The following is an 18520-nucleotide window of genomic DNA, read 5'->3' as shown; positions in this document are numbered from 1 at the left end:
CTAGAACTTTATCTAATCCATGTTAGCGGATTGACTGCTTTTGTCCGGATTTACGCTTTCTATTTTACAAGCATTTCTACAAGCCCAAAAAGCGCCAGGAGCCTGACACGACAGAAATTATCACCGGCAAGCTCGCGAGTAGCACTCCGATGGCCATGATTATCCAGTCCCTACGCACGAGCTTCGATTCCCGCGCCCAGGTACGCGGCGAAGTAGTGACGGGCTTGCCAAATCCGCGGGCTTCCATGGCCGTAGCTAGTTTCCCACCGCGGCGCAGGGCAAGCACCAATAGCCCAAAAGTCATGGTCACCAGATGGCTGATGCGCCCGCGGTCAGCAAGTCCCCGCGCACGACGAGCTTGCCCCATTGCTTGCCAATCATCTTTGAACAGGGTCAGCATGCGCACGCCGGCTACCGCACCGATGACGAAGCGGGCGGGAAGTTTCAGGATTTGCGCCAGGGCGTCGCCTAATTCCGTCGGGTCGATATCTCGCGCCAGCACAATCACCGGCAATGCGACAGCAAGCACACGCAACATCATCGCCACCGCTAGTTCGATGGAATTATCGGTCACCGTGGCCAGGAAGAAGGAGAAATACTCCCTCCCACCTTCTTGGGCATAGAGCAGCATCGATATCCCCGATATCGGCGCGATGATTATCAGCGGCCAAGACATTTTGAGTAGACGCCACCAGCTCACCCGGCACAACGGCGCGCATAGTAAGGTAATCACAAGAGAGACGGCCGCGCTCACCCAGTCCACAGACAACAGCAGCGGTGTCGTCACCAAGATAATGACCGCCAACCGCGTCAACGGGTTCACACCGGTTAAAACATTAGGCATGCGCGCTCACCACCAGGTGGGCATCGGCCAAAGCATTGATAAATAGTTCATCGTGGGTAATCGATGCGACAGTAATGCCCTCATCAACCAGTTCGCGAATCATAAAGACCAGTTCTTTAAAAGTTTCCGGGTCTTGGCCGAAAGTCGGCTCGTCTAAAAGGACAACACTCGGTGCGGTGACCAAAGCAGTGGCCACAGATAGTCGGCGCTTTTCGCCGCCAGACAAGGTAAAGGGGTTGGCTTCAACCAAAGACTCCAGCCGCAGGCGTTGCAAGAGCTTGTCGATGCGCTCTTCTACTCCCTGGTTAGATCCCCTTACTAGGGATCCGACCACTTTGGGCCCCACCCGCATTTCTTCGATCACGCTGCGGGCGACGAATTGGTGCTCAGGGTTTTGAAACACAAAGCCGATGCGCTGCGCCAGCTGAACAGAGCTCCACGCGTGTGGGTTTTTTGCCAAGCCGCGGCGAATCTCTTCGGAATAGCCCAACTTCCCCGCTACCGGAGAAATCAACCCTGCCATCGTCATCAACCAGGTAGTTTTGCCAGAACCGTTGGCGCCAGTGATCACCGTCGATGCACCCTGCGGAATGGCCAGCGTGCGGGCCGGACCAAAACGGGTGGCAAGGTTATGCGACCACAGCGCTGCCGGAGCATCGGCAGGTACTGGCGATGCCGTGGGCAACCCGGTAATGCGCCGTGCGGCGACAGCTGGAGCCACTTCCCCGTCGTAGATAAGCTTTCCGTGTTCTAAAACAATGGCGCGGTTTAACACGTGTTCCCACTGCGTATAGTTGTGCTCAATGACAATGAGAGTTGCGCCGGTTTCTTTAACCACGTGGTCAACGGCTGCGACAACATCGGCTGCACCTTGCGGGTCAAGGTTGGCTGTGGGTTCATCGAGCAAAATCACCTCGGCTCCCATGGCGATTACGCCTGCCAGCGCAAGGCGCTGTTTTTGTCCGCCGGAGAGCCGCGCGGTGGGATGTTCAAGGCTTAGATCTAAGCCGACCATTTCCAATGCTTGATGCACACGACGCCAGATTTCCTCGCGTGGAAGGCCGAGATTTTCGCAGCCGAAAGCCACGTCATCGCCAACGCGCGAGGCAATAACCTGAGAGTCCGGGTCTTGCAAAACCAAACCCACTGCGGCGGCGTTGATGGTGAGCTCGCCACGCAGGGTACCTTCATCATCCCCGCCGAGTACTCCGGCCAGTGCTGAAAGCAGCGTCGATTTGCCCGAGCCGGAATCACCAGCGAGCAAGATTCGTTCACCGCGTTCGACGCGGATATCAATATCGGAAATAGCTGGGGTGCGGCGACCAGCGTGCTGCCACGTGGTACCGCGCAATAAGATTTGTGACATTACAGCGCGCGCTGTTCCCGTCCCACAGCAAAGCGATCCAGGGCCCCGGTTTTCGCTAAAGCTTTAACCGTAAAGTAGCTCAAGGCACCGGCCAAGATAGCTCCCGAGACGACGAGACAAGCCAGGTAGATCAGGTTAAATTCCAACGACTTGGCGATATTTGCTGAGGTGAAAAGCTCCAGCACAAATGCACCAAGCGCGGCACCAATGCCGCCGAGCATGGCGACCATCAGGCTAAAGCGGCGGTAGAGGAAGATTGCGAAGACAATCTCTACGCCTAAGCCTTGGGCAAGACCAGAGTAAAGAGTTTCTGGTCCCCACTGGGAACCAAATACCGCGGAGACAGTCGCCGCTAGAGTTTCTACATAAATCGCTGCGCCGGGTTTACGGATAACCAACGCGCCGATTACACCACCGGCAAGCCAAATGCCAGTGGCAATGCCACCGAGGCCCGGGGTGAGCGCATCCATCGCCATGAACCAGGCGTATCCCACCGAGTTCCAAAAGACGAAGACCAGCCCGCAGGCAACTGCGAGGATGGAGGCAACGATGATATCTACCACTCGCCAGTTTAAAGAGCGAGCAGGGTTAACTTGAGTAACCACTTCTTTATCCTTTCGCCGGCATTATCCGGTTCAAGTTCGACGGTTTCCCAGCGCCTGCGCCAAGGTCTCAGCCCGCACTTTGCTTGCGAGCACCCGTAAATGAATATGATGCCCTTCAATACCTACCAGAGCCCGTATAACCTGCGCAAATAACAAAGCAGCGCCCGCGCTACCGAAAATCAATCAGTAGCGCGGGCGCTGCGGTGTTAAACAGCTGAAGCCGTTGAACACGGGAGTTGGACTAGAAGGTGAAGTCCTCATCCAGTGGGACGGAAGCGCCGGTGAATTCACCGAAGCCGTCGTCACCGTAGATGGAATCGCCGTAAGTCGGAATCGAGTAAGCCGCATTGCGTGCTGCCTCGGTTGGCTTGACGGAGATGTTGCGGTAACGCGAGATACCAGTACCAGCTGGGATCAGCTTACCAATGATGACGTTCTCCTTCAGGCCGATGAGCTTATCGGAGCGCTTGTTGATAGCGGCATCGGTAAGCACGCGGGTGGTCTCCTGGAAGGACGCCGCAGACAGCCAAGACTCGGTAGCCAAGGAAGCCTTGGTAATACCCATAATCTCAGAACGCAGCTGAGCTGGTTCCTTGCCCTCTGCCTGCATACCAGCATTGATCTGGCGAGCCTCAGAAAGGTCAACCAGAGTACCTGGCAGCAGATCGGTGTTACCAGCATCGATAACGGTACCGCGACGCAGCATCTGACGGATGATGATCTCGATGTGCTTGTCGTGGATGGCTACACCCTGGGCGCGGTAAACAGCCTGAACCTCGTCGATGAGGTGCTTTTCCACACCACGGCGGCCGAGAACCTCAAGCACGTCGTGTGGGTCAGCAGCACCGCGCATCAGACGCAGACCGGTGGTGACGTGGTCACCGTCGCGCAGGGAGCGCTCGATCATTGCGTTCGGGTTGGATTCCATCGGACGACGAACCTGAGCCAGGCCCTGACGCTTCGACAGCTTCTCGTAGACCACGTTATCCGAGCCGTCATCTGGGGTAATCGTCAAAGTCCAGAAGTTACCTTCATCGGACAAAGAGATCGTGCCGTCGACGGATGCAATTGGTGCACGGTTCTTCGGGTTACGTGCCTCAAACAGTTCCTGAACACGTGGCAGACCACCGGTAATATCGCCACCGACACCACCCTGGTGGAAGGTACGCATGGTCAGCTGGGTACCAGGCTCACCAATGGACTGAGCAGCAACAATACCGACGGCTTCGCCGATATCAACCAAGTTGCCAGAAGCCATGGACTTGCCGTAGCACTTCGCACAAACACCAGCTGGCGTCTGACAAGTCAGTACGGAACGTACCTTAACTTCGGTGATGCCAGCGTTAACCAGCTTCTCCGTCAGTTCCTCAGTCAGGTCCGAGCCAGCTTCAGCAACAACGTTGCCTTCAGCATCCTTGACGTCGGTTGCAACAACGCGGCCAGATGCTGAGGTCTCCCACAGCTCGTGAACAGCGTAGGTGCCTTCTGCAATTTCCTCACCGATTGGGACGCGAACGCCCTGACGGGTGCCACAGTCGTCTTCGCGAACGATGACATCCTGCGCAACGTCAACCAGACGACGGGTCAGGTAGCCCGAGTCAGCGGTACGCAGAGCGGTATCCGCCAGACCCTTACGGGAACCGTGGGAGTTGTTGAAGTACTCCAGAACCGACAGACCTTCACGGAAGGAGGTCTTAATCGGACGGGTGATGTAGTCACCCTTGGAGTTCACAACCATGCCCTTCATGCCGGCCAGGGTCCAGATCTGACGCATGTTACCTGCTGCACCAGACTTAACGATCATCGGAATTGGGTTGTCATCTGGGTACAGTGCCTCAACCGCGTTACCCACGGAGTCGGTTGCATTCTTCCACAGCTCAACCAGACGGTCGTAGCGCTCACGCTCAGTCAGCGCACCCTGATCCCAGTACTTGCGCTCGATGCGTTCTGCTTCCTTCTCGTAAGACTCAAGCATGTCGGTCTTATTTGGAAGAACCAGAACGTCGTGCATGGTAATGGTGACACAAGAACGGGTTGCCCAGTAGAAACCGGCATCCTTCATCTTGTCCAGTACCTGTGCAACGGTGATCATTGGGTACTTGATTGCCAGGTCGTTAATGACGTCACCAAGCAGGACAATGTCCTTGGAGCCGCCCTTACGGACCATTACACCTTCAAGGTAGGGGTAGTTCCATGGCAGGAGCTCATTGAACATGATGCGTCCCAGGGTGGTCTCAGCCATCCAGGATTCGCCCTTGGTCCAGCCATCTGGGAACTGCGCTGCCTCAATTGCTTCGGTTGGACGCAGGTGATCAATACGAACCTTGATCGGTGCCTGCAGACCAAGTACGCCACGGTCATAAGCCATGATCGCTTCAGCGTAGGACGAGTACACGCCCTGCGCTGGGCCATTATCATCAGCTGGTGCGTAGCGGCCATTGCCACCGATTTCATCCTCGCCCTTGTTCATGGTGAGGAAGTACAAACCGGTAACCATGTCCAGACGTGGCATAGCCAGTGGCTTACCGGATGCTGGGGACAAAATATTGTTCGAGGACAACATCAGCACGCGAGCTTCAGCCTGTGCTTCTGCGGACAGTGGTAGGTGGACTGCCATTTGGTCGCCGTCGAAGTCGGCGTTGAAAGCTTCACAAGCCAGTGGGTGCAGCTGAATAGCCTTACCTTCAACCAGCTTTGGCTCGAATGCCTGGATACCAAGACGGTGCAGGGTTGGTGCACGGTTCAGAAGTACTGGGTGCTCGGAAATAGCTTCTTCCAGAACGTCCCATACCTCTGGACGCTGACGCTCAACCATGCGCTTTGCAGACTTAATGTTCTGCGCATAGTCGTTTTCAACCAGACGTTTCATAACGAATGGCTTGAACAGCTCCAGTGCCATCAGCTTTGGAAGACCACACTCGTGCAGCTTCAGCTGAGGACCAACAATAATTACCGAACGACCGGAGTAGTCAACACGCTTACCCAGCAGGTTCTGACGGAAACGACCCTGCTTACCCTTGAGCAAGTCGCTCAAGGACTTCAGTGGACGGCTACCTGGGCCAGCAACTGGGCGGCCACGACGACCGTTGTCGAACAGCGCGTCAACAGATTCCTGCAGCATGCGCTTCTCGTTATTCACGATGATCTCAGGCGCGCCGAGATCGATCATGCGCTTCAGACGGTTGTTGCGGTTGATAACGCGACGGTACAGGTCATTCAAGTCGGAGGTCGCGAAACGGCCACCGTCAAGCTGAACCATTGGGCGCAGCTCTGGTGGGATCACTGGGATCGCATCCAAAACCATGCCAGCTGGATCGTTGCCCGAACGCTGGAATGCTGCGACAACCTTCAAACGCTTCAGCGCGCGCATTTTCTTCTGACCCTTGCCATTGTTGATGACATCACGCAGTTCCTCCGCCTCTGCATCGAGGTCGAAGTTGCGGATCAGGGTCTGAATAGCTTCTGCACCCATGCCGCCCGTGAAGTAATCTTCGTAGCGGTCAACCAGCTCTTCGTAGATGGTCTCATCAATGATCATCTGCTTTGGAGCCAGCTTGTTGAAGGTGTTCCAGATTTCGTCGAGGCGTGCAACTTCGCGCTCACCGCGTTCACGAATGTGCTGCATTTCCTTATCAGCAGCATTCTGAACCTTGCGGCGAGCATCAGCCTTAGCGCCTTCTGCTTCTAGAGCAGCCAGGTCGTCTTCCAGCTTGGATGCACGCTCTGCAATTTCAGCATTGACGTCATCTTCTACGTCCTTCTTCTCCAAGAGCATTTCGCCCTCAAGAGTCGACAGGTCGTTGTGGCGAGCCTCGTCATCAACAGAGGTGATGATGTTAGCTGCGAAGTAGATGATGCGCTCCAGGTCCTTTGGAGCCAGGTCCAACAGGTAGCCCAAACGGGATGGGACACCCTTGAAGTACCAGATGTGGGTCACTGGAGCAGCAAGCTCAATGTGGCCCATGCGTTCACGACGAACCTTGGACTTGGTGACCTCAACGCCACAGCGCTCACAAATGATGCCCTTGTAGCGGACACGCTTGTACTTACCACACTGGCACTCCCAGTCACGGGTAGGGCCGAAGATACGCTCACAGAAAAGGCCGTCCTTTTCTGGCTTCAAGGTGCGGTAGTTAATGGTCTCAGGCTTCTTAACCTCGCCCTTAGACCAACGGCGAATGTCGTCGGCGGTGGCCAGTCCAATACGAAGCTCGTCGAAGAGATTTACGTCGAACACGTAACGTCTCCCTTTCATCCTCCTAAGACGGAGGAAGTTGATTGGCTTTTAGTTCTTAATAACGTTTCGTCCGTTCCCGGTGCTTTCACACCGAGAACGCATAGCACTAGTTAAGCGATATCTGCGGAAGAGCCCTCATCACGGGACAAGTTAATGCCCATGGAAGAACCAGATTCCATATCGTCATCATCAGAGCCGGAAAGTTCCATTGGGGTGCCGTCTGCGGAAAGAACTTCCACGTTCAGACACAGGGACTGCAGCTCCTTGAGCAACACCTTGAAGGACTCAGGAATACCTGGATCCGGAATGTTGTCGCCCTTAACAATTGCCTCGTAGACCTTCACGCGGCCAACAACGTCATCGGACTTGATGGTCAACAGTTCCTGCAGGGTGTAGGCAGCGCCGTAAGCCTGCATTGCCCACACCTCCATCTCACCAAAGCGCTGTCCACCGAACTGTGCCTTACCGCCCAGAGGCTGCTGGGTAATCATGGAGTAAGGACCAGTGGAACGGGCGTGAATCTTCTCATCAATGAGGTGGTGCAGCTTCAGCATGTACATGTAACCAACCGAAATTGGGTACTGGTACGGCTCACCTGAACGACCATCAAAGAGTACGGTCTTGCCGTCTTCGTCAATCATGACGTCGCCATCGCGGTTAGGCTTCGAAGACGCCAGCAGACGAGAAATCTCTTCGTTGGTAGCACCATCGAACACTGGGGTTGCGGTCAAGGAATCCGCTGGAACATCGTAAAGCTCCTGCGGCAAAGTCTTGAGCAACTCAGCGTTCTTTGGATCCTCGGTGTCAACCTTCCAGCCGGTGTGTGCCAGCCAGCCCAAGTGCAGCTCCAGAACCTGACCAATGTTCATACGACGTGGAACACCGTGGGTGTTAAGCAGGACGTCAACAGGGGTACCGTCTGCCATAAATGGCATGTCCTCTGGTGGCAGAACCTTACCGACAACACCCTTGTTGCCGTGGCGGCCAGCGAGCTTATCGCCGTCCTGGATCTTACGCTTCTGAGCCACGTAGACGCGGATCATTTCATTGACGCCAGGTGCCAAATCATCATCTTCGTCGCGGGAGAAACGAGCAACGCCAATGACCTTGCCGGTTTCACCGTGTGGAACTTTCATGGAGGTGTCGCGAACTTCACGAGCCTTCTCACCGAAGATTGCGCGCAGAAGACGCTCTTCTGGGGTCAGCTCGGTTTCACCCTTTGGGGTGACCTTACCGACGAGGATGTCGCCAGGGCGAACATCGGCACCGACGCGGATGATGCCGCGGTCATCCAAGTCACGAAGAACATCTTCGGACACGTTTGGAATCTCACGGGTGATCTCTTCTGCACCCAACTTGGTATCGCGAGCGTCAATCTCGTGCTCTTCGATGTGGATAGAGGTCAGGATATCCTCTTCCACAACGCGCTGGCTCAAGATAATTGCGTCCTCGTAGTTGTGGCCTTCCCATGGCATAAATGCCACGAGCAGGTTACGACCCAAGGACATTTCGCCATTGTGGGTACCAGGACCATCGGCCAGAACCTGGCCAGCCTCAACGCGGTCGCCCATGTTAACCAAAGGCGTCTGGTTGTAGTTGGTGCCCTGGTTGGTGCGCTCAAACTTGCGCAGCATGTAGGTATCGCGAATGCCTTCATCATCCATGATGGTGATGAGATCAGCGTTCACGTTTTCAACAACGCCCGCCTTTGGAGTGATGACCATATCGCCAGCATCGTATGCAGCACGCAGCTCCATACCGGTACCAACATAAGGTGCCTCGGCACGAACCAGTGGAACAGCCTGCTTCTGCATGTTCGCACCCATCAGTGCACGGTTAGCATCGTCGTGCTCCAAGAAAGGAATCATGGCGGTACCAACAGAGACCATCTGACGAGGTGAAACGTCAACGAAGTCAACACCATTGGCATCGGTCACGCCGATATCGCCGTCCTTGAGGCGAACCTCAATACGGTCATCAATGATGTTGCCGTCAGCGTCCTGCTCAACTTCTGCCTGGCCGATAGCGTAACGGTCTTCTTCATCAGCGGTGAGGTAGTGAACCTCATCGGTGACGCGACCGTTTTCCACCTTGCGGTAAGGAGTTTCGATGAAGCCGAAGGCATTCACGCGAGCATAAGAAGCCAAAGAACCGATCAGACCAATGTTCGGGCCTTCGGGAGTCTCAATTGGGCACATACGGCCGTAGTGAGATGGGTGAACGTCTCGAACCTCAATGCCAGCGCGCTCACGGGACAGACCACCCGGGCCCAGCGCAGACAAACGACGCTTGTGGGTCAGACCCGACAGCGAGTTGTTCTGATCCATAAACTGCGACAGCTGTGAAGTACCGAAGAATTCACGAATAGCTGCCGATACCGGACGAACGTTGATCAACGAGGTAGGAGTGATCGACTCAGCATCCTGCGTGGTCATGCGCTCACGCACAACACGCTCCATGCGGGACAGACCAACGCGAACCTGGTTTTGGATCAGCTCGCCAACGGTGCGCAGACGACGGTTACCAAAGTGGTCGATGTCATCGGTGTTAATTGGAATGATGTCACCGTTAGGTGCCTTCATCTCACGCTCACCGGTGTGCAGACGAACCAAGTACTCCAACGTGACTGCAATGTCTTCTTCGGTCAGGGTCATCAGACCCTCATGATCGCCACCAAGACCCAGCTTGCGGTTGACCTTGTAGCGGCCAACGCGTGCGAGATCGTAGCGCTTTGCGCGGAAGAAGGAGTTGTCCAGCAAGGACTGTGCAAGATCGCGAGTAGGCTGCTCACCTGGGCGCTGCTTGCGGTAGATCTCCAGCAAAGCTTCGTCGGTGTTAGCAATACCATCAGACTCCAGAGTCGACATCATCAACTCGGAGAAGCCGAAGCGTTCGCGGATCTGTTCTTCGGTCCAGCCCAATGCCTTCAGCAAGACGGTGACTGGCTGACGACGCTTACGGTCAATACGCACACCAACGGTGTCGCGCTTGTCCACGTCGAATTCGAGCCATGCACCGCGGGATGGGATGACCTTCACGGCGTGCAAAGGACGCTCCGTGGACTTATCAATAGTCTGGTCAAAGTAGACACCAGGGGAACGTACCAGCTGAGAAACAACAACACGCTCGGTGCCGTTGACAATGAAGGTGCCTTCATCGGTCATCATTGGGAAGTCCCCAATGAAAACAGTCTGGGACTTAATTTCTTGGGTGTCGTTGTTGATGAACTCTGCGGTGACATACAGCGGTGCAGAGTAGTTGATGTCCTTTTCCTTGCACTCATCGACGGTGTTTTTCACCGGCTCAAAGCGTGGCTCAGACAGCGACAAAGACATGTTGCCGGAGTAGTCCTGAATTGGAGACAACTCTGCCAAGATATCTTCGAGGCCAGAGGAGACATGGTCTTGACCACGTTCTTCCTGCTGACGCTCACGCCATTCAGGCGTGCCGATGAGCCATGCAAAGGATTCAAGTTGTAGATCAAGGAGGCCGGGAACCGCAATTGGCTCGCTGATTTTAGCGAACGAATAACGCTTCGGGGCTCCAGGGATATTGGCCACTGACTTGGTCTGGCGGGAGACTGCCAAGATGGGTCCTTCCAGCACCTCACGCGGAACGTCCTCTCAAGAACCACCTTGAGGAACGAAAACCGCTGGTAGATTTAGCATTCGGTCTGCTGTGGAATAGTCGGGTTCAGATAGCACAAAATCACCCTGTCAAATCAGCTTTACCATCGCTGCTCGCCAAGGCTAAATGCGCACTGAAGATCCGGATTCCAGCGCAAAGAAATAGCCTAGTCCAACTTTGCCCCCATGTAAAGTCAGACTTGACTTTTTTATTTAACACCGACTAATGCATGTGCTACTCCGGATCATTGTAGTGCATGCGCTGCGCGGATTCCCAACCACAGACAAGGCTTGATCAGCCTGCGGTCTTGCGCCCAGCGGAAAATGAGCTTGGGCTCACGGAGGAATAAATCAAACGTGCGCGAACTAGTACCACATTGCATGGGGTGTCCTACCGCGGCAATCTACCACGCATTGTAGAGATTATTAAAAATGCGCCCCGCGCGCGTCGGCTTTGTCCACGCGGAAGGTAGACTACATACCCATGCTGCCAAAGTCTCGAGTTATCTCCATTGTGCTGCTAGGTCTCGGCGCTGCACTGCTGGTTGCAGGCATTATCGCTCCGCAGTTTCTTCACGCTAGCGCCCGTTTACCCCTCGACTTATCTGGCGCAACGTACACGCTGACCGACGAGGATGGCGCGGCTGTAGAATTTAGTGAAGACGGCACCGATGAGTACACAGGGCCTGTGACCTATCAGATGCATGTGGATCTTCAGGAACCGGCAGATGCCAATAATGCGACAGTAAGCATTGGTGAATCGACTTTGCGTGGCCACGCCGAGGACGACGCGATTTCCAACCTGGTACAAGCCCAGATTTGGAATTATTCCATTGATCGCGTCACTGGTGAGGCCACCAGTGAGGCAGATATCAGCTATCAACTGGCCTCGCCTATGGCGACATCTGCCGTGGAAGGCTATTGGTTTAAGTTCCCGTCAAATGCGGAAAAGACCACCTATCCTGCATTCGACCCGACGTTGCGAGCTGCCCGCGACGCAGTCTTTGAAGAAGAACTCGATATCGATGGCCGCACGGTATACCGCTATCACCAGGACATCGCACCTGAAAATGTAGCCACGCTCTACGCTGGCGCTTTCAACACCACGACTTTAGAAACCGAAGACGGCGGCACCGAGGCCGGCTACCTCTTCCACTCTGGCACGCGTGATCTCTACGTCGATCAAGAAACCGGCCTCTTGGTTGGCCTCGATGTCGACATCCATGACTACTACGCCGACCGCGAAGGCAACGCTGACCACGATGCGCTAGTACTTCAAGCAGCGAGCTCAGACGAAGACCGCTCGGCGATGCTCGCCCAGGCAGGGAAGGTACCGCGCGAAGCCACCGCGCACAACGTTCGTCTTGGCCTGTTGATTGGCGGCGGTGTACTCATTGCCCTGGGCGCTTTTGGCACCTTCTGGCCGCGGCGTAAGAACTAAATTCGCACCAACATTTTGCCGGTATTTGCCCCGCGCATCATATCCAGAAATGCGTCGACGGTATTTTCAATGCCGTCGACTACGGTCTCGTCATAGGCAATCTTGCCTTCAGCGAACCACTTGGTCATCTTCTCCCGGAATGCCGGAGCGTGATGCAGGTAGTTCGCCAAAGTAAAGCCTTCCAGCTTCAAGCCACGGGTGATGATATTTGCCATATTGTCAGGCCCTGGCGTGCGGTCGGTGGTGTTATAGCCTGAGATAGCTCCACATAGCGCGATACGACCGCCATCATTCATGGCATCTAAAGCAGCTTCTAAGTGGTCACCGCCGACATTGTCGAAGTAGACATCGACACCGTCGGGTGCGGAGACAGGAAGCTGTTCGCGGACATTGCCTTCCTTGTAATTAAAGGCCTCGTCATATCCGTACTTCTGCGTCAGCAGAGCGACTTTTTCGGCCGAACCAGCAGAACCGATAACTCGGCTCGCGCCCAGCTGCTTGGCAATTTGGCCAACCGCGGTACCCACGGCGCCAGCAGCACCGGAGACAAAGACAGTATCACCTTCTTTCATGCCTGCAATCGCGGTCAAGCCTACATATGCAGTCAAACCAGTCATTCCCAAAATATGCAGGTGTACTGATAGAGGTAGGCCTTCAATATCTGGCACGGGGCGGAAGGTTTCCGCATCAGCCTGGATAACATCGCTCCAGCCATGCTGGTGCAGAACAGGGGTGCCCACTGGCAAGGCATCAGATTCAGATTCAATCACGCGGCCAACAGCCCCGCCGGTAATGGTCTCCCCCAATGCGAAGGGAGCTACATAGCTGCGGGTGTCATTCATGCGCCCGCGCATATACGGATCAACCGACACATACTCATTGCGCACGCGCACCTGGCCAGGTTCTAAGTCGCCATATTCAATGGTTGCAGTGCGGAAATCATCGTGGGTAGGCCAACCGGTTGGGCGATTAACCAACTGAATTTGTGTGCTTGTGGAATTGGACATGTAGATGTACTTCCTAAACTTTAGAAAATAGTGTTGTGATGCTGCTAAATGGCTAGGCCAAGCGCCAAAAAGAGGATGCCGAGCGCGGGAATTAATCCTTGTTTCAACGCGGCAGGACGCTTATCAGCGCTAAAAATGAACAGAACAACAGAAGCGGCAACCATAGACCCAGCACCGACGAAAATCAGTGTCGAACCAACGGTGTGATTGCCAAAACCCCAAAAGAACAAACCAGCAGCTACCGAGAGCGCCAGAAAGAGGTTGTAAAAACCTTGATTGAAGGCTAGTTCTTTCGTGCTCTGGGTCTCTTCAACGGAGGTGCCAAATGTGGCACGAGCACGTTTGCTTGTCCAAGCAAGTGACTCAAGATAGAAGATATAGACGTGAATAAGGGCCGCAACCCCGGTGAGTACTAGGCCTGCAATAGCCATGGCGGTGACTTTCTGTGAGTGTGGCAATCAAGACGTCGCTTTTTGAACTGAACGGTTCAAATATATACTGAAACGGTCAGTTCAGCTAGTCTGCTGGTCAATACCAGCAAGTAAAGCGCAAGGGAGCATGCATGTCACGCACTGCAGCATTCGATAAACAAGCAGCTATCAAGGCCGCACGTGATGTGTTTTTGCGCGATGGCTACGCCGAGACCGCGCTTCCAGCTTTGGAAAAGGCAACGGGGCTTAACCGTTCCAGCATCTACAACACTTTCGGCTCCAAACGCGGGCTTTTCGATGCCGCCGTGGATAACTACCTCGAGGAAGTTGTTCGGCCCCGTCTTCGCCCTTTGCTTGTCGATGCAGTCTCCCCCACTGCTTTAACCGACTACATAACAGGCTTGGGCCACGCCTTCGAAGCTCTCGATCACGCCCCGGGCTGTCTTTTAGTGAATGCTTCGGGCTCTGGATTGGCGCAAGATGAACAAATCTGCCGCGTCATCACCGACTATCTCGACGAACTACGCGGCGCTATCGCCCGGGGTGTCGGCGCCGCCCGCCCCGAACTAGGTGGCGCTGAACAAACCCGTTTAGTTGATGCCATCACGGGCCTTATTATTAGCGCGTTTACACTCGTACGGGTTGATACCACGCTCGCAATCGACACGCTTGGCACAGCCCACGAACTCCTCACAGGCCAAGGTTAGACGTGAAGCTAACCCCTAAAACGGGAAATTCCCCCTGGGTACTGCTGGAATAAACCAACAGTCACCTAGGGGGAATGTGCAATTAAGCTCAAAATTACTTGAGCTCGACGGAAGCGCCAGCTTCTTCCAGCTTAGCCTTAGCAGCTTCAGCGTCGTCCTTGCTTGCAGCTTCGAGGATAGCCTTAGGTGCGCCCTCAACGAGCTCCTTAGCTTCCTTCAGGCCCAGGCCGGAAACGATTTCGCGAACAGCCTTAATAACGCCGATCTTCTTTGCGCCAGCGTCGGTCAGGACAACGTCGAACTCGTCCTTCTCTTCCTCAGCAGCAGCCTCTGCACCTGGTGCAGCAGCAACAGCAGCTACAGGAGCAGCAGCGGTTACGTCGAAGACCTCTTCGAATTCCTTAACGAACTCAGAGAGCTCGATGAGGGTCATTTCCTTGAACGCTTCAATGAGCTCGTCCTTGGTGAGCTTAGCCATGGTAGGCATCCTTTCTTCAGTCGGATTTTTCTAAATCCAACAAGTTGTAGATTGTGTTGCGCACGCGGTGTGCGACTTAAGCTTCCTTCTTCTCCTGCAGTGCAGCCGAAAGGCGTGCAACCTGAGAAGCAGGGGCATTGAACAGGCCAGCGGCCTTTGCCAAGTTGCCCTTCATTGCGCCAGCCAGCTTTGCGAGAGTGGTCTCGCGGTTGTCCAGGTCGGCGATAGCCTTGACTTGGTCAGCAGACAAAGCGCTGCCGTCCATGTAGCCGCCCTTGAGAACGAGTGCGTCGTTATCATCAGCGAACTTCTTCATAACCTTTGCGGCATCAACTGCTTCGCCCTTGATGAAGGCAAATGCGGATGGGCCGGAGAGGTGTTCGTCAAGGCCTTCGATGCCAGCTTCGTTGGCAGCGATCTTGAAGAGGGTGTTCTTGGCGACGGAGTAATCAACATCAAAGCCCAGGTTGGTGCGCAGCTCCTGAAGCTGTGCAACGGTCAGGCCGCGGTACTCGGTGATGACGATGGAGGAAGATGCAGCGATCTTCTCCTTCAGCTCAGCCAATTCCGCAGTGTTCTTTGGGTTTGCCATTTTCTTACTCGCCTCCTTTCAAAACATCTCTTTTGTTCCGCCGGAGCAAATTTGATGACAGGCATCAAAAAAGCCCCGTGCAAGAGCACGAGGCACACAATCAAGCCAAACTAATGACTAGAGTGCAACAAGCGTCTCCTGCGTGGGCTGCCCCATTGAGTGCGGGGTCCTTCGATCCGAATAGTTCAGATAACCTACGGTCTTCGGTGAAACTTGAGCACGAACGCCATCTGCAGTCAGATGCGTCCGTTCAAACTTCGGGTTTTACTCTAACGCGTCTATACCACATTTACCAAATCGCGGCCCATCCCCCGCACGTAGCGCTTAGTTGCCCATCGCTGGACGATGGATGCCGGGCCACTAAACACCCTGGCCAACCACCACGAATGCTGCGAAAAAGCCACGCAGCGTCCGGTGACTTCACCGCCCTTGCTCAGCTCCACGATAAAGGCTTCTTCACCGCACTCGATGTGCCCGTGCATGGTTCCATATACCAACACCGCCCGATGGCGGCTGCGCTCTACGGAGATAATCCGACACGGCGATACCGTCGGCCCAAAATGCAATTGCACCGCCTCGCCGGCACTTGGTTTCCCATCAACGCGCACGTGTGCCGCACGATGCGCACGCCACGAGAAGAGATTATCCACCGCGCGCTGAAAATCATCCTCGCCGTGGCCAATTACTTCAGCATAGTCCACGCGGTACCAGGGGGCATCGACAAGCAATGTGCCCTCAGCAAGTTTCAGGCTGGCCCCGACCAGCCCCCTCGGATATGACAAACCTGACATCTTCCCTCCCACCTTACGACGCAAAAAGCGCCCCCACCGAAGTGAAGGCGCCTAAGGCTTTAGCCAGCATGATGCGTGGCTAAGAAATTACTCTGCGTAGTTCTTCTGAACGTTAGAGTCAACTGGGATACCAGGGCCATTGGTGGTGGACAAGGTAACCTTCTTCAGGTAGATACCCTTGGAAGAAGCAGGCTTGATACGCAGCAGCTCGTCGAGCAGTGCGCCGTAGTTCTCAGCCAACTTCTCAGCGTCGAAGGATGCCTTACCGATCATTGCGTGCAGGTTAGCTGCCTTGTCAACGCGGAAGGAGATCTTGCCGCCCTTAACGTCTGCAACTGCCTTAGCAACATCAGCGGTAACGGTACCGGTCTTAGGGTTAGGCATCAGACCACGTGGGCCCAGAACGCGAGCTACGCGGCCAACCTTAGCCATCTGGTCTGGGGTTGCAATAGCAACGTCGAAGTCCAGGTTGCCAGCGTTGATTGCCTCAAGAAGAGCTTCGGTGCCGACGATGTCTGCGCCTGCTGCCTCTGCCTCGGTTGCCTTCTCGCCTTCAGCGAAGACAGCAACGCGAACGTCCTTACCAGTGCCGTGTGGCAAAGATACGGTGCCGCGAACCAGCTGGTCTGCCTTACGTGGGTCAACGCCCAAGCGGAAAGCAACGTCAACGGTTGCGTCGTAGTTCTTGGAGGAGGTTTCCTTAGCCAACTTTGCAGCCTCGATTGGACGGTAGAGACGGTCCTTGTCAACGAGCTCTGCAGCTGCCTTGTATGCCTTGGAGTTCTTGCTCATTTGAATCAAATCCTTAAAAATGAGTTGGTGGATTGGTGTGGTGTTTAGCGGGCCGAAGCTGGCCCTGCCACATGAAGTTGTTTACTCTGGAGCGCCGTCAACGGTGATGCCCATGGAGCGAGCGGTACCAGCGATGATCGCTGCGCCAGCTTCGATGTCACGTGCGTTGAGGTCGTTCTTCTTGGTCTCTGCAATTTCCTTGCACTGATCCCAAGTCACGGAGCCGACCTTGTCGGTGTGTGGAACGCCGGAGCCCTTCTTGATGCCTGCAGCCTTCAGCAGCAGCTTAGCTGCTGGTGGGGACTTCAGGATGAAGTCGAATGAACGGTCTTCGTAGACGGTGATCTCAACTGGGATGACGTTGCCGCGCATGGATTCGGTTGCAGCGTTGTAAGCCTTGCAGAATTCCATGATGTTGACGCCGTGTGCACCCAGTGCAGGACCAACTGGAGGAGCTGGGTTAGCAGCGCCTGCTTCGATCTGCAGCTTGATAAAGCCTGAGGCCTTCTTCTTTTTCTTCGGAGCCATCGAATTACCTCTTTCCGTGATACCGGGCTACCCCACCACGATGAATAGTAGGACCCGTCCGGATGCCACCTTGTGCGGCCACCGGGGATAAATGAAAAATCGACGTGCGTAAAAATTTACACACGTCGACCAAGCCTAATCTAGACCCTAGGCATTACCCAAATCAGTTAATGCGCTCAATCTCCGTTGGAGAAAGCTCCACTGGGGTCTCACGGCCGAAGATGGAAACTAGGCCAACCATCTTGCCGGTCTCTTCATCAATTTCAGAGATGGTTGCGGAAACCGATGCGAATGGGCCAGACAAGATCGTGACCGCTTCGCCCACAACGTAGTCGTGTGCGTACTTCTTCGCTGCTTCCTGCTCAGGCATTGAGATGACCTGCTCGCCTTCGGCTGCATTTGCCGCTGCTTCGCCTGCCGATGCCGCGCCTTCCTTAGGTAGCAAGAACTTCGCAACGTCGCGGTGCTTGACTGGGGTGGCATTGCCTTCGTTACCCACGAAGCTGGTAACACCCGGGGTGTCACGCACAACCGACCATGCAGCGTCATTTAGCTCCATGCGCACAAGAACGTAGCCAGGCAGCAGCTTGCGCTTGACGAGCTTCTTCTTGCCGTCCTTGTTTTCAATAACCTGCTCAACTGGAACAACCACATCAAAGATGGAGTCTTCAACTTCCAGCGTCTGCGCACGCATGTCCAGGTTGGTCTTTACCTTGTTTTCATAACCCGAGTAGCACTGAATGATGTACCACTGACCAGGAAGCTCTTTCAGTTCCTTGGTGTACTTGCGCAAACGGCGACGGTAGTCTGCATCCGCGTCCACCTCGCCGGCTTCAGTCTCAGCGGATTCAGCCTCTTCCTCAGCGGACGGAGCTTCAGCAGACTCAGCTTCAGCAGGGTCTGCGTCCACAGCCTCTACCTCTGCCGGAGGTGCCTCAACGGTGTCCATGGCCTCGGTGGCATCGTTAGATTCTGTGGCCTCGGCAGCTTCTGCTGCCTGCTCCTGGACAGATTCGATAACAGCGTCACCGATGTTGTTGCCGGTGTCCTCGTTATTTTCGGTCATAATATGCTC

Annotated in this window: 15 protein-coding genes and 1 riboswitch; of the genes, 2 read left to right on the top strand and 13 right to left on the bottom strand. The window is 54.9% G+C overall.

Annotation, left to right across the window (positions count from 1 at the left end):
• Positions 1–76: 76 nt before the first annotated feature.
• From CSTAT_RS02330 to rpoB, 5 genes are all read right to left on the bottom strand, one after another.
• Positions 77–844: an energy-coupling factor transporter transmembrane component T family protein gene (locus CSTAT_RS02330; RefSeq protein WP_075722347.1), complete on the bottom strand. Its 768-nt coding sequence runs from the start codon at positions 842–844 to the stop codon at positions 77–79.
• Entirely contained in the window at positions 837–2210 is a 1374-nt protein-coding gene (locus CSTAT_RS02325) for an ABC transporter ATP-binding protein (RefSeq protein ID WP_075722346.1), read from the bottom strand. Before CSTAT_RS02325 ends, CSTAT_RS02330 begins: the two co-directional genes overlap by 8 nt.
• Complete coding sequence (locus CSTAT_RS02320; protein WP_075722345.1) at positions 2210–2815, bottom strand: ECF transporter S component; 606 nt, start codon at positions 2813–2815, stop codon at positions 2210–2212. The genes CSTAT_RS02325 and CSTAT_RS02320 overlap by 1 nt, the downstream gene beginning before the upstream one ends.
• Positions 2806–2922, bottom strand: a riboswitch (TPP riboswitch). It overlaps the preceding gene by 10 nt.
• Before the next feature lie 134 nt (positions 2923–3056).
• The gene (locus CSTAT_RS02315) at positions 3057–7052 is read right to left on the bottom strand and encodes a DNA-directed RNA polymerase subunit beta' (RefSeq protein ID WP_066792415.1); all 3996 of its coding nucleotides are present in this window, start codon (positions 7050–7052) and stop codon (positions 3057–3059) included.
• Positions 7053–7162: 110 nt separating this feature from the next.
• Positions 7163–10657, bottom strand: coding sequence for a DNA-directed RNA polymerase subunit beta (gene rpoB / locus CSTAT_RS02310; protein ID WP_075722344.1), 3495 nt, complete (start codon positions 10655–10657; stop codon positions 7163–7165).
• A 505-nt stretch (positions 10658–11162) separates the two neighbouring features.
• Between rpoB and pgfA the strand changes: the two genes are divergently transcribed.
• A complete protein-coding gene (pgfA, locus tag CSTAT_RS02305; protein WP_066792413.1) occupies positions 11163–12119 on the top strand; it encodes a cell envelope lipid trafficking protein PgfA in 957 nt (318 codons plus the stop codon).
• Here pgfA and CSTAT_RS02300 read toward each other — a convergent pair.
• Together CSTAT_RS02300 and CSTAT_RS02295 are read right to left on the bottom strand one after the other, a co-directional pair.
• Entirely contained in the window at positions 12116–13126 is a 1011-nt protein-coding gene (locus CSTAT_RS02300; RefSeq protein WP_075722343.1) for an NADP-dependent oxidoreductase, read from the bottom strand. The two genes, pgfA and CSTAT_RS02300, sit on opposite strands and share 4 nt — an antisense overlap.
• Before the next feature lie 44 nt (positions 13127–13170).
• Positions 13171–13557: a DUF1304 domain-containing protein gene (locus CSTAT_RS02295; protein ID WP_075722342.1), complete on the bottom strand. Its 387-nt coding sequence runs from the start codon at positions 13555–13557 to the stop codon at positions 13171–13173.
• Positions 13558–13688: 131 nt separating this feature from the next.
• Between CSTAT_RS02295 and CSTAT_RS02290 the strand changes: the two genes are divergently transcribed.
• Positions 13689–14264 carry a TetR/AcrR family transcriptional regulator gene (locus tag CSTAT_RS02290; RefSeq protein WP_075722341.1) on the top strand — a complete coding sequence of 192 codons (576 nt, stop codon included), beginning with the start codon at positions 13689–13691 and terminating at the stop codon, positions 14262–14264.
• A 94-nt stretch (positions 14265–14358) separates the two neighbouring features.
• Here the strand turns inward: CSTAT_RS02290 and rplL are convergent, their stop codons facing one another.
• The 6 genes from rplL to nusG form a co-directional block, all read right to left on the bottom strand.
• Entirely contained in the window at positions 14359–14742 is a 384-nt protein-coding gene (rplL, locus tag CSTAT_RS02285) for a 50S ribosomal protein L7/L12 (protein ID WP_006823198.1), read from the bottom strand.
• A gap of 76 nt (positions 14743–14818) precedes the next feature.
• Entirely contained in the window at positions 14819–15334 is a 516-nt protein-coding gene (gene rplJ, locus CSTAT_RS02280) for a 50S ribosomal protein L10 (protein ID WP_075722340.1), read from the bottom strand.
• 278 nt (positions 15335–15612) lie between these two features.
• Positions 15613–16125, bottom strand: a complete 513-nt coding sequence (locus CSTAT_RS02275; protein ID WP_075722339.1) for a DUF1990 domain-containing protein — start codon at positions 16123–16125, stop codon at positions 15613–15615.
• 87 nt (positions 16126–16212) lie between these two features.
• Positions 16213–16917 (bottom strand): 50S ribosomal protein L1, encoded by a 705-nt coding sequence (gene rplA / locus CSTAT_RS02270; protein ID WP_075722338.1) that lies wholly within the window; start codon positions 16915–16917, stop codon positions 16213–16215.
• A gap of 81 nt (positions 16918–16998) precedes the next feature.
• On the bottom strand, positions 16999–17445 hold the full coding sequence (gene rplK / locus CSTAT_RS02265) for a 50S ribosomal protein L11 (RefSeq protein WP_066792407.1): 447 nt from the start codon (positions 17443–17445) through the stop codon (positions 16999–17001).
• A gap of 163 nt (positions 17446–17608) precedes the next feature.
• Positions 17609–18511, bottom strand: a complete 903-nt coding sequence (nusG, locus tag CSTAT_RS02260; RefSeq protein WP_075722337.1) for a transcription termination/antitermination protein NusG — start codon at positions 18509–18511, stop codon at positions 17609–17611.
• Positions 18512–18520 lie beyond the last annotated feature (9 nt).

The sequence above is a fragment of the Corynebacterium stationis genome, from assembly GCF_001941345.1.
Taxonomy (GTDB): domain Bacteria; phylum Actinomycetota; class Actinomycetes; order Mycobacteriales; family Mycobacteriaceae; genus Corynebacterium; species Corynebacterium stationis.
This window is presented reverse-complemented; position numbering and strand designations above follow the sequence as displayed.